The organism is Marinicella meishanensis (assembly GCF_019931145.1).
GTDB classification, from domain to species: Bacteria; Pseudomonadota; Gammaproteobacteria; order Xanthomonadales; family Marinicellaceae; genus Marinicella; species Marinicella meishanensis.
On the sequence record NZ_JAIOUV010000003.1, the window covers coordinates 344,604 to 359,157 of the forward strand.

At 52.5% G+C, this 14,554-nt stretch carries 14 protein-coding genes; 7 read left to right on the forward strand and 7 right to left on the reverse strand.

Annotated elements, in window-relative coordinates:
* Positions 1 to 26: 26 nt before the first annotated feature.
* From K7G70_RS06390 to K7G70_RS06405, 4 genes are read left to right on the forward strand one after another with little or no spacing between them, the layout of a single operon-like run.
* The gene (locus tag K7G70_RS06390; protein WP_255589899.1) at positions 27 to 965 is read left to right on the forward strand and encodes a PhoH family protein; all 939 of its coding nucleotides are present in this window, start codon (positions 27 to 29) and stop codon (positions 963 to 965) included.
* The gene (gene ybeY, locus K7G70_RS06395; RefSeq protein WP_223787779.1) at positions 962 to 1,408 is read left to right on the forward strand and encodes an rRNA maturation RNase YbeY; all 447 of its coding nucleotides are present in this window, start codon (positions 962 to 964) and stop codon (positions 1,406 to 1,408) included. The genes K7G70_RS06390 and ybeY overlap by 4 nt, the downstream gene beginning before the upstream one ends.
* A 32-nt stretch (positions 1,409 to 1,440) precedes the next feature.
* Complete coding sequence (locus tag K7G70_RS06400) at positions 1,441 to 1,809, forward strand: tetratricopeptide repeat protein (RefSeq protein ID WP_223787780.1); 369 nt, start codon at positions 1,441 to 1,443, stop codon at positions 1,807 to 1,809.
* Positions 1,810 to 1,869: 60 nt separating this feature from the next.
* Positions 1,870 to 2,160 (forward strand): hypothetical protein, encoded by a 291-nt coding sequence (locus K7G70_RS06405; RefSeq protein ID WP_223787781.1) that lies wholly within the window; start codon positions 1,870 to 1,872, stop codon positions 2,158 to 2,160.
* Between the two features lie 39 nt (positions 2,161 to 2,199).
* On the opposite strand, the gene K7G70_RS06410 is transcribed toward K7G70_RS06405, so the two are convergent.
* On the reverse strand, positions 2,200 to 3,201 hold the full coding sequence (locus K7G70_RS06410) for a DUF11 domain-containing protein (RefSeq protein ID WP_223787782.1): 1,002 nt from the start codon (positions 3,199 to 3,201) through the stop codon (positions 2,200 to 2,202).
* Between the two features lie 300 nt (positions 3,202 to 3,501).
* Between K7G70_RS06410 and K7G70_RS06415 the strand changes: the two genes are divergently transcribed.
* Positions 3,502 to 5,013, forward strand: a complete 1,512-nt coding sequence (locus tag K7G70_RS06415) for a choice-of-anchor Q domain-containing protein (protein WP_223787783.1) — start codon at positions 3,502 to 3,504, stop codon at positions 5,011 to 5,013.
* Positions 5,014 to 5,031: 18 nt separating this feature from the next.
* Here the strand turns inward: K7G70_RS06415 and K7G70_RS06420 are convergent, their stop codons facing one another.
* On the reverse strand, positions 5,032 to 5,796 hold the full coding sequence (locus tag K7G70_RS06420; protein WP_223787784.1) for an endonuclease/exonuclease/phosphatase family protein: 765 nt from the start codon (positions 5,794 to 5,796) through the stop codon (positions 5,032 to 5,034).
* A 189-nt stretch (positions 5,797 to 5,985) separates the two neighbouring features.
* Here K7G70_RS06420 and K7G70_RS06425 point away from each other — a divergent pair, with 189 nt between their 5' ends.
* Positions 5,986 to 6,864: a hypothetical protein gene (locus K7G70_RS06425; RefSeq protein WP_223787785.1), complete on the forward strand. Its 879-nt coding sequence runs from the start codon at positions 5,986 to 5,988 to the stop codon at positions 6,862 to 6,864.
* An 81-nt stretch (positions 6,865 to 6,945) separates the two neighbouring features.
* Here the strand turns inward: K7G70_RS06425 and K7G70_RS06430 are convergent, their stop codons facing one another.
* The 5 genes from K7G70_RS06430 to K7G70_RS06450 all read right to left on the reverse strand — a co-directional run bounded on the left by K7G70_RS06430 (position 6,946) and on the right by K7G70_RS06450 (position 11,392).
* Positions 6,946 to 7,383: a universal stress protein gene (locus K7G70_RS06430; RefSeq protein WP_223787786.1), complete on the reverse strand. Its 438-nt coding sequence runs from the start codon at positions 7,381 to 7,383 to the stop codon at positions 6,946 to 6,948.
* Positions 7,384 to 7,500: 117 nt separating this feature from the next.
* On the reverse strand, positions 7,501 to 9,138 hold the full coding sequence (gene ubiB / locus K7G70_RS06435) for a 2-polyprenylphenol 6-hydroxylase (RefSeq protein WP_223787787.1): 1,638 nt from the start codon (positions 9,136 to 9,138) through the stop codon (positions 7,501 to 7,503).
* 15 nt (positions 9,139 to 9,153) lie between these two features.
* A complete protein-coding gene (locus tag K7G70_RS06440; RefSeq protein ID WP_223787788.1) occupies positions 9,154 to 9,750 on the reverse strand; it encodes a ubiquinone biosynthesis accessory factor UbiJ in 597 nt (198 codons plus the stop codon).
* Positions 9,747 to 10,508 (reverse strand): bifunctional demethylmenaquinone methyltransferase/2-methoxy-6-polyprenyl-1,4-benzoquinol methylase UbiE, encoded by a 762-nt coding sequence (gene ubiE, locus K7G70_RS06445; RefSeq protein WP_488801374.1) that lies wholly within the window; start codon positions 10,506 to 10,508, stop codon positions 9,747 to 9,749. Before ubiE ends, K7G70_RS06440 begins: the two co-directional genes overlap by 4 nt.
* Positions 10,505 to 11,392, reverse strand: coding sequence for an NAD(P)-dependent oxidoreductase (locus K7G70_RS06450; RefSeq protein ID WP_255589901.1), 888 nt, complete (start codon positions 11,390 to 11,392; stop codon positions 10,505 to 10,507). Before K7G70_RS06450 ends, ubiE begins: the two co-directional genes overlap by 4 nt.
* 211 nt (positions 11,393 to 11,603) lie before the next feature.
* Between K7G70_RS06450 and K7G70_RS06455 the strand changes: the two genes are divergently transcribed.
* The gene (locus K7G70_RS06455; RefSeq protein WP_223787791.1) at positions 11,604 to 14,480 is read left to right on the forward strand and encodes a M16 family metallopeptidase; all 2,877 of its coding nucleotides are present in this window, start codon (positions 11,604 to 11,606) and stop codon (positions 14,478 to 14,480) included.
* Positions 14,481 to 14,554: the final 74 nt, after the last annotated feature.

Consider the following 14,554-nt stretch of genomic DNA (forward strand, 5'->3'; position numbering starts at 1 on the left):
AAAATATCAAACCAACCGTCCGCAACATGGAATTCGCGGACGTGAACAACGGAAGTTTGGTTAATTTGTATGGACAGCAGGATGTGCACCTCAAGTTATTGGCGGAGCACACCGGAACCGACATCCACGCCCGTGGACAAAACTTCCAAATCAAAGGTAACGCCGAACAGGTCGATCAAGCAGTCAAGATGCTGCATTTGTTGGTCAAAGAGGCCCGCAAAGAAGCCTTGAACCCGGAAATTGTGCATGTGATCCTGGCCGGCAATGCCAGTAAACCCGATTACGAACCCCAGGAAGTGGCGATCCAAACCAAAGCCGGGGTCATCACTGGGCGGTCGGACAACCAAAAAGAATACCTGCACAACATCGTCACCCATGACATCAACTTTGGCATTGGGCCGGCCGGTACCGGCAAGACTTACCTGGCCGTGGCCTGCGCGGTGGAAGCTTTCTTGACCGATCGCGTGCGCCGCTTGGTGTTGGTGCGTCCCGCGGTCGAAGCCGGTGAGCGCCTGGGCTTTTTGCCCGGTGACCTGAGTGACAAGGTCGATCCATATCTCAGGCCATTGTATGACGCCTTGTATGACATGCTGGGCCACAACAAAGTCGAAAAAATGCTGGAAAAAAACCAGATCGAAGTGGCGCCATTGGCCTTCATGCGGGGGCGGACATTGAATGACGCATTTGTGATCCTGGATGAAGCCCAGAACACCACCGTCGAGCAGATGAAGATGTTCCTGACGCGCACGGGCTTCAACACCACGGTGGTGGTTACCGGGGACATCACGCAAATTGATTTGCGGCCGGGTGAAAAGTCCGGTTTGAAGCACGCCATGGGCATTTTGCCCAACATCAAGGGCATCAGTTTCAGTTGGTTCAAGTCCAAAGACGTGGTGCGCCATTCACTGGTGCAAAAGATTGTTGATGCTTACGACAATGAAAAGAGCCACCATAAATCCGAATGATCCGCGTTGATTTGATCAACGAACAGACCTTAGCTGCACCCGAAGCCAACCAGTTTCAATACTGGTTGGCGGCTTTGGAAAAGCACCAAACCGCCGAGGGCGAGGTGTGCATCAAAATCGTTGATGAAGCCGAAAGCCAGTCGCTCAATCACACTTATCGAAATAAAAATCGCCCCACCAATGTGTTGTCATTTCCCAGTGAGGTGCCTAAATTTGTGGCATCCGATCACCTGGGCGACCTGGCGATTTGCGCGTCTGTCGTGGCCCAGGAAGCCGCTGAACAAGGCAAATCGGTTGCGGACCACTGGGCCCACATGACCATCCACGGCGTGTTGCATTTATTGGGTTTTGACCACGTGGATGACTGCGATGCCGCAACCATGGAAAGCCTGGAAGTGACGATCCTGCAATCGCTCAACATCGACAACCCATATGCCGCGTGAACCCGCCGCCAAATCCGTCCAAGGAGACTTATATGTGCTGTAAAAACCTTTTGCTGATCGGCTTGACCTGGCTACTGTGTGCTTGTGCCAGTGACCCCGGTGTGCGCATTGATCAAGTCCCCATGTATGGCGGCATGGACCGGTCGGCTGATCCCAGGCTGGCGGCAGGCGATGCCCAATTCACCGCCCAAGTCTTGGCTGAGTATGGTGATCCGCGAACTGGCAGCTTGGCTTATGTCGATCAAGGCTTCGCTTATTATGCTGAAGACAACTTGGATGACGCCATGCGCCGCTTCAACCAGGCTTGGTTGTTGGACGACAGCAACCCGGAAGTGTATTACGGTTTTGGCAGTGTGCTGTTAATGACAGCAGGGGCGTGCCCAGCCCAGGACATGCTGTAGCGATCTGAACCTTTGGACTGGCAACAACGAAGCACCCAATTAACCATCTATTGGGCGGATTTGGCGTACGTAACGGCCTTGTGTTTGGCCGCTGATCCACCCTACCAGCCACGCCCAAATCGAGGCGAAATTTGGCGACAAGTGGATCAGTGGCTGGCCCAAGCCCAGGCCACCGGCTTGGCAGCGCAATATGTGCAGCAAAAGTGGTGGCAGTCATTGTATTTTCGGGGCAAGTACGCCGCCGCTTGGGCCAAAATCGCTGAATTGCGTGTCTTGGGCGGATCACCCGATCCCCGCACCCTGAATCTGTTGATGCGGGCCATGCCGGAGCCCAAACCAGCAGGTGATTAAAGCCCCATCACAGCCGATGGTTGGGTCTTGACCGGAAGGTCATTCAAAATCATCGGCAAAAATCAAGTCGTCACCGGACATCAAAACTTCCAGCGTGAATGCGTTGTTGGCTGGGTCGGTGTCGGTGGTGCCAACCGGCACAATCACCTGTGCGGTGTTGGACAGCGTGCCAGTGGCCGCCACATCCATGGTACCCACCGCCTCAAACACCACTTGGCTGTTGGCCGGTAAGTTGACGGACTCAGTCAAGTTGCCATTGCCAGTGGGCATGCCGCAAGCGGCACCGTTGTTGGGCGTACACATCCACTGCACACCGTTCAACTCACTGGGGAAAAAGTCAATCACACTGGTGGCGTTGGCCGCTGCCGGGCCGGCATTGCTGATGGTGATGGACAAGGTCAAATCATCACCCGGGACATAGGTGGCTGGATCGGCCATTTGACTGACGGCCAAATCAACTTCATTGGCCACCACCGGGCAGTCGACCACTGCGCGAATGACGAAATCTCCCGACACCCCCAGCAGACAGCTGTCGAACCACAAATTGGGTGGAATGGCGAAGATTGAGTTTTTGCCGGTTTGACAGCCATCGGCATCGGTGACCAGACTGGGGCCAGTTGGTATTGGGGTGTTTTCAAACTGAAAAGCGATCACATAAGTTTCTCCTTGGGTGACTGGCACAATCAGGGGAATAACGCTGTTCTCATCCAAAAAACGGTATTCATTGAACACCCCATCATTCAACACCGGACCCACAATGGTTTCTAATTCCATGCCTGGTTCGGGAAAGGTGCCGGCCTCGAAAATACCAATGCCTTGTTCAATCGTGCTGGCGGAGCCGCCATTCAATGAACGCCAAAAGATTTGCACCGCCACCAAGTCGCCATCACAGGGCGACTCCAGCCAGGCGGCGCCCAGCTCATTGGCCACAAAGCCCGATTGGATGGCCCCTTGACTGAAGTCCACCAAGGAGTCGTTTTGCAGGGTGACCTCGGCGGCATCGCTGTGTGACCACAGCAAGCCAAGGAGGCCGATTGTCATGTGCTTTTTCATGTTTCACCTCTCTCAATCAATGTCACACACCGACCTGGAACAGGCACACACAACTGTAATGACTCAATCAAACTAGCATGATTTCAGACAGCAAAATGATAAGCCTTTCACAAAAAGTACATCATTGCCCCATTTGACTTGCTGTGAACCCAGCAATGGTCGATATGGCCGGTGAGACAAGCCGCAGCCATGGCCAGGAATGGTGGATTGGTCACAGTTTGTCATGACTTCACGGAATAAGCTGGGTGATGAATTGTTCACTGGCTTTTTTCGGGTTAAGCTGTGGTTATGAAGAAGACATTTGCCTTGAGTTTGTTGCTGTGGATGGTGCCGCTATGGGCCCAAGTGGATTGTGCCATCACCCCAGAACGGTCGCTGGCCGGCGCCATGGTGTTGGGCAATGGCAATCCCGGTTCGGTCAACACCACCATGATCCAAGCGGCGTTGAACCAAGGTGGCCCAATCCGATTCAATGTCGGCCAAGCACCGGTGGTGATCAATTTAACCAATACCTTATTGGTGACCAAAGGCGCGGTGATTGATGGTGGCGGGGTGGTGACCCTCAGTGGCATGAATCAGCGGCGCTTGTTTTTGTTGCGCAACACCCAGAACCTGACTTACACCTTCACGGTACAAAACATGCGCCTGATCAATGGTTCCATCCCCAGTGGCAGTGGTGCCGCGATCTATCGCTTCAATGAAGGCCCGTGGCAAGCCCTCAGTCTGGAAGCGATCAATGTGGACTTTGCCAACAACCACGCCATTCAAGTGGAACAAGACGGCGGTGGAGGGGCGATATACGCCACCGGCATGGACCAGGTGTTGATTCACAACAGCACCTTCAGCAACAACTCAGGCAGCAACGGCGGAGCCTTCTATGCTTTGGGTACCGATGTCATTCGCATCACCGACTCGGTGTTTGATGGCAACCACGCCACCGGCAACAGTGGCAATCCGGGCAATGGCGGTAATGCCGGGGCCATTGGGGTGGATGGGGCCGAGCGCACCATCAATGTCTGCCGCAGCCAAATCATCAACAACACCGCCCAGGCTTTTGGGGTGGGCTTTTTCTCGGTGATGTATGATCAGCAGAGCCTGTCGGCCTTCACCGATGTGCTGTTTGAAAACAACACCAATGCTTTGGATTTTGGCTTGGGCGGAGGGGCTTACATCCAGGGTGGGCCGTTCATCTTGGATCGCACCAGTTTCATTGCCAATGAATCACGCGGATCAGGCGGTATTTTCTTTGGTCCTGGGGCCAACGGCGAAATGCGCAACAGCACGGTCTATGGCAACGTCGCCACCAACACCTTGGGTGGTGGCATGTCGATCGACGGTTCGGCCGATGTCACCCTGCGGCATGTGACCATCGTCAACAACCACGCCCCTTGTGATGTGTGTTTTGCCGGTGGCATCGCCGTCGGTGGCAGCAACTTAACCACTTTGTACAACAGCATACTGGCCAACAACACCGGTGGTAATGTGTTCAATCCCTGGAACATCCTCAACCCAGTGGCCGGGTTCGACAACCTGCAATTCCCGCAACAGCGACCCAATGGCCAAAGCGAGGTCCAAGCCACCAGCAACACCTTGTGGCAAGACCCCGTACTCAGCGCCCCGGCTTACTTGGGTGGTTACACCCCGACCATGGCCCTGGCTGACAATTCTCCGGCCATCGACCAAGCCACCCCAGCCCAGTCCACCGCCACCGATCAGCGCTTGAAACCACGCCACATGACGGCCGATTTGGGGGCTTTTGAATTGCAGGCTGATTTGATTTTCATTGACGGCTTCGACTGAACGCACAGCCATCGTGGATCAATCGTCGCGGTTGATCACAAAGGTGGCCACCACCGGCAAGTGATCACTGGCCACCCGGGCCAGGCGCATTTTGGTGCTGCTGACATGGGTGCAATGCAGTTTGCCGCGGTAGTAAATCCGATCGAGTCCGCCACGAGGCGCGAACGACGGGAAGGTTTTCATCGCCACTTCGTTGCCCCGTAAGGAGGTGCGGTCGGTGGCACACAAAAAGTCTTTGCCGATGATGAGCAAGGCCCGCAGCATCGAGCGCCAATCATTGAAATCACCACCAATGATGCACGGTTGGTTGATGTCCAAGGCGGTGAACTCAGGTGATTTGAACAATTTGCCGGCTTGTTTTTGGCGTTCTTTGGCCGACAGACCCAGATGCAGATTGAACACCTCTAAAAATTGAAAATCGGTTTTTGATTCACTGATCTGAATGGTCGTGTGCTGGCAACCGCGTTTCTTTTTGTCTTCGATGCTCAGGTCGATGTTGCTTTGCTTGATGATGGGAAAGCGGCTCAAAGTGGCATTGCCGTAGCGGCCTTGTTTTAAAGTGACATTGTGTCCCAAGGCATGGTGCTCATAGCCACAATTGTCGGCCAATACCTGGGCCAAATTGAGCTCGTTGGAGCGGGGCACCCCCTCATCCACTTCCTGTAACAGCACCACATCGGCGTCCAGTGTTTGGATGATTTTGATGATCCGCTCAGGGGCAAATTTGCGGTCGATACCGATGGCGCGGTGGATGTTGTAGCTGAGGACTTTGAAGGTTTTCAATGGCAATTTTTTGATTTTTTATGATTGTACCAAATTGAGAGATGCCATCAATACCAAAGTCCAACGAGCACAAAACAAGATCGAATTTTTGCAGCTGACCCACAGGACTCTGTTATGATGATATGACCAATAACCAGAGAAAAAGGTGGAAATATGAAAAAAGTGTGTTTATCAATGGCCATGGCTCTCATGGCAAGCAGTCCCGTGGGTGCTGAAGTCATTTGGGATGAAGGAATTGACGGTGACTTGTCCAATGATCAAGCCGCTCCCACTCCGATATTTTTTGCATTGGACAGCACTCAGGACACCGTGATCGGCAATGTGGGTGGCGCCAATCCAGGTGAGTTTTTTGATGACATGACATTCGATGTGTTTTATGGATTTTGCTTGGAGAGTGTTTTGTTGGTGGATTACGTCGCTGATGGCGGCAACACCACTTCGGGCTTCAATTTGTGGGAAGGGCCAGATGCCTTAACCACGTTCTTGGGCAGCACGACCAGTGGTCCGGCAAACATCGGACAGAATGTGTTGGATGGCACCACGCCGGTATCAGCCGGAACTTACACACTGGACATCCGTGAAGGAACCCCCAACCAATCTTACGAAATTGATTACGTGTTGTGTAATGAAGCCTATTACAACGAAGCCTTTGACGGGGATTTTTCCGATGATGACACCACCCCAACTGACTTGGGTGTGTTGCCACTGACTGACAATCAGATTTCAGGGACCATTGGTGGTGCTGGTGGTTTGTTCGTGGACGCGTTGTCATTTACCGTGCCGACCGGATTCACCGCAGATGTGATTCTGCGGGCTTATGTGGCCGCCGGAGGTAATGACACCAGTGGCTTCAACTACTATGAAGGTGTTGGCGTTGGTGGTGCAGTGGTCAGTTCAGCGAGTTTTGGTGCCACTGATATTGGCACCACCACTTTGACCACAGGGCCGTTACCTGAAGGGACTTATACGCTGGTTCTGCTGGAGGGAACCGAAGGTCAACAGTATGGATTCGATTTCCAATTGACTGACTTGATTTATGACAATGGCTTTGAATTGATCGTCAGATGAAACATTGATCCCAGACACAGGGCATCCTCAGGCACGGCCAGAGGGTGCCCTTGTTGTCTGCAGATGTGCCCATGCTGAGAATCAAGCCAAGCGCACCACCAGGACGTCACAGCCACAGCCGTGGATCACCCCGCTGGAAGTGGAACCCAACAACAAACCCAAACCATGCCGCCCGTGTGAGCCAATGACAATGGCATCGGCGTCGTGTTCTTCGGCGAATTTTTTGATTTCGGTGGCGGTACTGCCCGAAATGATGCGCAAGGCGTCGGCCGCCAGTCCATGCTTCTCGATCAAGCCCTTGAGGTGATTGGTGGCCGATGTTTTGACTTGAGATTCAATTTGGCTGGTGTCAATCACCACCGGGGCATAGGGCGCGGTGGGTAAGGCACACATGATTTCCATCACATGCAACAAAGTGATCTGGCTGGCGTCTTGGGTGATGGCCAGGGCTTTGGTGATGAGGTCATCTGAATCGACACAAGGATCGATGGCAACAACGGTGTTTTGGTACAGTGTCATGGACGGCTCCCAATTGATCTCAATACATCCAGCATAGCACTGCTGGGGACATGATGCATTGATCTTGATCAAAAAACCAACGGTTTTAATGAACACAGTGGCCGTTGTTGATTCAGGTCATCTGCGCCAGGACTTCCACCACAACACCGCGGTCAAGGCACCGGTCAACAGCGCTGAGTTGGGGGCAAAGTTGAACCATCGGGCGGCGTCATCCAAAGCATAGAGCAGGGTGGTCGATATCACCCCACCAACGGCCAGCAGGGCCAGGCGATCCTGTTGTGCGGCCCGTAGTTTGGCTTGTTCGGCCGCTTGTTGTTCCAGCTTTAAGTGCCGCGGCAAGGGTTTGACTTGTTGGCTGAGTAGTTGGTGTAACAACATCGGCGCTTCAGCCGCCTGCTCAATCCACTTGGGCAGGTTTTCTTTGACTTTTTCCATGGACTGTTGTGGCCCATAATGGTCGCGCATGATGTCCCGCAAAATCGGCTCGGACAATTGCCAAATGTCCAGTTGGGGGTACAACTGACGCCCCAAGCCCTCGATGTTGAGCAGGGTCTTTTGCAGCAAGATCAATTCTGGCTGGACGATCAGTTTGAAGCGTTTGGCCATTTGAAAGGTTTTTAACATGACCTCACCAAAGGAAATTTCTTCGATGGGCTTGGCCATATAAGGCTCACAAATGGTGCGGGTGGCGGCCTCCAGGTCTTCTAAGTTGGTGTCGGCTGGTACCCAACCGGATTCAATGTGCAATTCGGCCACCCGGCGGTAGTCTTGTTTGAAAAAGGCCATGAAGTTATTGGCCAAATCGACCCGGTGGCCTTTGGGTAATGAGCCGCAGATGCCGAAATCCAACAACAGAATTTTGGGGTCTTCCGGGTTATCACGGCTGATGAAGATGTTGCCGGGGTGCATGTCGGCATGAAAAAAGTTGTCACGGAACACTTGGGTGTAAAAGATCTTGATGCCTTTTTCAGCCAGTTTTTCCAAATTGATGCCGGCGGCTTTGAGGCCATCGAAGTCTTTGATGGAAATGCCATGAATGCGTTCCTGCACCATGACCTTTTCTTTGGTCAGGTCCCAATAGATTGTGGGGATGTACAAATCCTTGGATCCGGCGAAATTTTTCTTCAACACCGAGGCATTGGCAGCCTCGCGTTGTAAATCCAGTTCATCGTAGATGGTTTTTTCGAATTCCTGGACGATTTCGGTGGGGTCCACCTGGACCCCGGGGTTCAGGTGTTTTTTGGCCAATGACGCCAATGCATGCATCAAGCGCACGTCTTTTTCAATTTTCTTACCGATCCCAGGGCGCAACACTTTGATCACCACGGCATCGCCGTTTTGCAGGGTGGCGGCATGTACTTGGGCGATGGAGGCCGATGCCAGGGCTTGTTCTTCCACCGAGGCAAATTGTTGTAACAAGTCCTCGGTCAATTGGTCTTTGACCACCCCTTTGGCTTGTTCCCAGCTGATCGGTTCGACATCATCCTGTAATTTTTCCAAGGCTTGGGCAATTTCTGCGGGTATCAGATCGGGGCGGGTGGACAAGGTCTGTCCGAGTTTGATGAAAATGGGTCCCAGCGATTCCAAAGCCCCTCGCACCCGCTGGCCGTCGCTCATGTGCCGGAGTCCTTTTTTGCCAAATGGGGACAGGATGTTGATCAAACTGAAGAAGTTGATGCCACGGCCGCCGATCAGGTTGGTCAGTCGATAGGCCGCCAGGGTGTGGGTGATTTTGAGTAATCGAAACAGTTTCATGTGGGGGGTTCCAAATCAGGACTTCAAGGCCGCCAGTTTGCGTTCCAAGCGCACCACATCGGCGCGTAAATCGTCCACTTGATCCAAAAAAGCTTCCATTTCATGGGGTGAGATCAGCTCCCGATTTTCTTCCAGCAAGTATTCTTGACTGCTTTGTTTGATCGATTGCAACCATTGGGAGCCCATATTGAAAGCGCTGTGCAAAAACTGGGACACCTGATAGCCCGGACCATCACCCAACAAATCACACCAAACTTCTTCCCAGTCGGGGCGCAGTTGTTTCAGAAAGTCGGCGACAAATTGCCCCGCTGCGGCATCACCGTTGATGGTCACGGTATCCAGACCAGCGATGTGCTGGTTGGTGCCCATGGCGAACAGCGCCGAAGGCTTGCCACTGATGGTGGTGTTGACTTCGGTGTCGGTGTCGGTATGCACGGTTAGGGTGTCTTCCTGGATGGCAATCACCACCGCCAGGTTGATCAGTTCAAGCTGTACCTTGACTTGTTTACCGGCATGGGCTTGGAGTTTTTTGGCAGCCGCCTGATCATACCGAATCAGCTTTTGCAGGGCGGCATTCAGCATGCGGGCCAATGGATTGGCAGCGGCCGTCACAACTTGTACCCTTTGTGGATGGCCACGATGCCACCACTGAGGTTTTCATGGCTGCACATCTCCAAACCGGCGGCCTCAAACATGCCTTGTAAGGTGTCTTGGTCTGGGTGTTGTTCAATGGACTCCACCAGGTATTGATAAGAGTCCCGGTCATTGGCCACCAAGCGGCCAATTTCAGGCAATACCTTGAATGAATAGAATTGATACAGTTGTTTGAGCACGGTGTTGTTGACTTTGGAAAACTCCAGCACCAAGGCTTTACCGCCTGGTTTCAGCACCCGGTGCATTTCATTCAGGGCCTGTTGTTTGTTGGTGACGTTGCGTAAGCCAAACGCCATGGTGATGGCATCGATGCTGTTGTCTGCCAGCGGCAGTTGTTCGGCATTCATTTGTTGGCAAGTGAAGCGACCAAAAAAGCCGGCATCGATCATGCGGTCTTGTCCCACGTCCAACATGGCTTGGTTGATGTCACCGATGATCACATGACCATTGGGTCCGATCAAAGGCATCAACAAAGCGGCGATGTCGCCGGTACCACCGGCCAGATCCAGCACCTGATCCCCTTCATGGATGCCACTGGTGCCAACAAAATGCCGTTTCCACAAGCGGTGCACACCGCCTGACATCAAGTCGTTCATCAAGTCATACTTGTTGGCCACCGAGGTGAACACCTGGCCCACCAGCCCTTCTTTGTCTTGGGTGGCGACTTGCTTGAAGCCAAAATGGGTGGTTTTGTCATTCATGGTGGGTTCCTTCATGCGTCTTCAAACAACTGTCGTTTCAATCTGATCAGGGCGGAAATGTCTTCGTTGCCATGATCCATGTCCATCAATTGGGCATACTCGGTCAAACTGTCATCAATCAAGGGCATTTGGGCCCCCAGTTCCTTGACCGTGGCCTGACAAATCTTCAAGTCTTTGTGCAACAAACTCAATTTGAAGCCGACGTTGAATTCATCGTTGACCATGGTGGTGCCGCGGTTGTCAAGGAACCAGTTACCGGCCGCGCCCGCGCTCAACACCTCAATGGTTTTTTTCATGTCCAAATTGCATTGTTCGGCCATGGCCAGTGCCGAACACACCGCTTGCGCCACGCCAGCCACCATCACCTGGTTGACCGCTTTGGTGGCTTGACCTTGTCCCACGCGTCCCATGTGGGTGATTTGTGAGCCGATCGCTGCGAACACCTCGGTGGCCCGTTTGTATTGTTCCCGATCGGCCCCGACCATGATCGATAAGGTGCCTTTTTTGGCCCCTTCCACGCCGCCAGAGACCGGTGCATCAATAAAACTGATGCCCCGCGAAGCGAGGTCATCGGCCAAGGTGCGGGCGGTGTTGGGGCTGACAGTTGAACAGTCAATCACCACCGAGCCCGGTTTGAGGTGATCAATGAAATCATGCACCACCGCCTTCAGGTCATCATCGGCAGCCACGCAGGTGAGCACGCAATCGGCTTGCGAGAACAAATCTTCATCGTCTTCAAATTCAGCCAGATTCAATTCATCATTCATGGCCATGGCTTTGCCTTCGGTGCGGTTTTTAACCCCGATCAACAAGCCTTGTTCATGTAAATTGCGGGCCATGGGTCGCCCCATGGCGCCCAAGCCATAGACCACCACTTTGTTGAGTTTGATCTCGCTCATAAAGAATTCGATGTCAGTTTGAATGGATGTGAGCATTATAACCGATCACTGTGATTGAAAAATCAAGCGCTGTAACTTTCTGCGGTTTGGTGCGTTCACATGAATACTGGAGCAGCCACCGTTTCGATGATTTTGCGAAACAGTGGTTGACTATTGCCCAAATAATCCCATTAAATGAGGCAAATTTGCCAATCCTCAGGAGTCACTTATCATGAAAAACACCTTATTTTCGGTTCTCAGCCTGTTGCTGTTGGTCGCTTGTGCGCCCAGCAAACAACTCAAACAATTGGATGACAATTCAGATGGCCAAAATGCGGCTGCGGACAATCGGGTTTTCACCCAAGCTTACGACATGCGTGAACTGGACAATGGCTTGAAAGTCATTGTGGTGAAAACCGACTACCCCGGCGTGGTGTCGCTGCAAATCCCGGTGCAAACCGGTTCACGCAATGAAGTGGAGCCGGGGAAATCTGGTTTTGCCCACTTTTTTGAGCACATGATGTTTCGCGGCACGGAGAATTTTTCTCAAGAAGAATACGGTGCCATGTTGAAAGAGGTGGGGGCCGATCAAAATGCCTACACCACCGATGACTACACCAATTACCATGTGACCTTCATCAATGAAGACCTGGAGCGCATGCTGATGTTGGAAGCCGATCGGTTCAAAAACCTGAAGTACTCTGAGGCCCAATTCAGGACCGAAGCCTTGGCCGTCAAAGGTGAATACCTGAAGAACAGTGCCAACCCATTCAGCAAATTATTTGAAACCGTGCGCAAAAACGCGTTCACCGAACACACTTACCGCCACACCACCATGGGCTTTTTCGAAGACATCGAAGACATGCCGAATCAATTGGACTATTCATACACCTTTTTCGACCGTTGGTACCGCCCAGAAAAAGCCGCGGTGATTGTGGTCGGTGATGTGGACGTGGAGGCCACCCACCAATTGGTGCAAAAATACTTCGGCGACTGGGAACGCGGTAACTACAGCGTGGACATCCCCATTGAACCACCGGCCCAAGGCAGCCAGTACCACCACATCGAGTGGGAATCGCAAACTTTGCCCATGTTCGGCTTGGTCTTCAGAGGGGCCTCGGCCGACCCAGCCATGATCGATAAGTCGGCCATTGACATGTTGGGCAGTGTGTTTTTCGGTCAAAATTCAGACGTTTATCAGGATCTGGTGGTCAGCCGCCAATTGGTGGATGCCTTGTATTTTTACTCGCCTGACAGCAAGGACCCTGGTTTGATTTATTTGTTGGCCCGCCTCACCGATTCAGCCCATTATCCGGCGGTCAAACAAGCCTTGTTGGACACCATCGTCGAAGCCCGCACCAGCACGGCCGATGCGCAGAAACTAAATGACATCAAATCAGCGGCCCGTTATGGTTTTGCCAACAGTTTGGACAATTCTGAAGCCATTGCCGACATGCTGGCTGCAGTGGTGCAATACGATCGCGATCCTGAGCACATCAATCGCCAGTATGCCCAATTGGATGCCGTGACCCCAGCCGACGTCAAATGGGCCGCCAACAAATACCTGGTGGATGATGGTCGCATCATGGTCACCCTGGCACAGGCTGAGGTAATTGAGGGCATCGACAATGATTTTCAATTGGCACAAATGGTGGCAACTGCCAATGAGCCCAAAGAGGCTGCATTCCAAGTCACCGACATGACCAACACCAGTGACGTGGTGGACGTGAACTTTTTGTTCAACACCGGCGCCGCCCAAGATCCGGCCGGCAAGAAAGGCTTGGCGGCTTTGACCGCTTCAATGATCACCGATGGGGGCTCTGCCAGCAAATCCATCAAAGAAATCCAACAAGCCATGTTACCAATGGCGGCTTATTTTTCGTCGCAAATTGACAAAGAAATGATTTCGCTCAGTGGCCGGGTTCACCGCGAAAAAGCCGAACCCTGGTTGGACTTGGTGCTGGACAGCTTGTTGCAGCCTGGTTTCCGTGAGGATGATTTCAAACGCTTGAAAACCCAATTGATCAATGCCGTGCAAACCGACCTCAAACAAAACAATGATGAAGAGCTGGGTAAAGAGGTGCTGTACCAAAAACTGTATCCGAATCATCCCTATGAGTCATTGAATTATGGTCATGTCAGTGATCTGGAAAGCCTGACTTTGGACGACGTCAAACAGTTTTATCAGGCGCAATTGACCCAAGCCAATTTGAACATCGGCATCACCGGCAATTTGTCTGCTGAACTGAAACAACATTTGTTGGATCGGGTGACCCAAGAATTGAATGCCAAGGGTGCTGAACCGGTGGCCATTGGCCCGGCACCTGAGTTGAGTGGTCGCCATGTGACCATTGTGGAAAAGCAAACCATGCCAACCGCCGTGTCATTTGGTTTCCCGATTGAGGTCAACCGCTCACACCCAGATTGGGTGGCCTTGTGGTTGGTGCGTTCTTATTTGGGTGAGCACCGCAATTCCAACTCATTCCTGTATCAACGCATCCGCGAAGCGCGGGGCATGAACTACGGTGATTATGCCTACATTGAATATTTTCCTCGTGGCATGTACCGCACCCAACCTGAGGCCAATTTGGGTCGCTCAGAGCAAATCTTCCAAGTGTGGTTGCGGCCCTTGCGCGACAACAATGACGCCCATTTTGCCACACGCACCGCCATGTATGAGATGGAAAAGTTGATCGAAAATGGCTTGACCGAAGCCCAGTTCACCGCCACCAAAGCCTTCTTGAGTAAATACGCCGGATTGCTGCTGAAAGGGCAGGACCGGGTGTTGGGTTATCAAATGGATTCAGACTTCTATGGCACCGATGATTTCATCAGTTTGGTGCAGGATGGCTTGAATGCGTTGACTTTGGCACAAGTCAACCATGTGATCAAACGCCATTTACAAACCGATGACATCCATTTTGTGTTCATCACCAATGACGGGGCGGACATGCAATCGCGCCTGGTCAATGACACCACTTCAGCAATGACCTACAATGCCGAGAAACCGGCTGACTTGTTGGCCGAAGACGAAGTGATCCAAGACTACCCGTTGCAGCTGGATGCTGATCACGTTGAAGTGCTGAACATCGACGAAGTGTTCCAATAAGGCACTGATTTTACCAGTCAAAAAAAGGCCAGCCCCTTCGGGCCGGCCTTTTTTTGGTCATTGCATTGATCCAA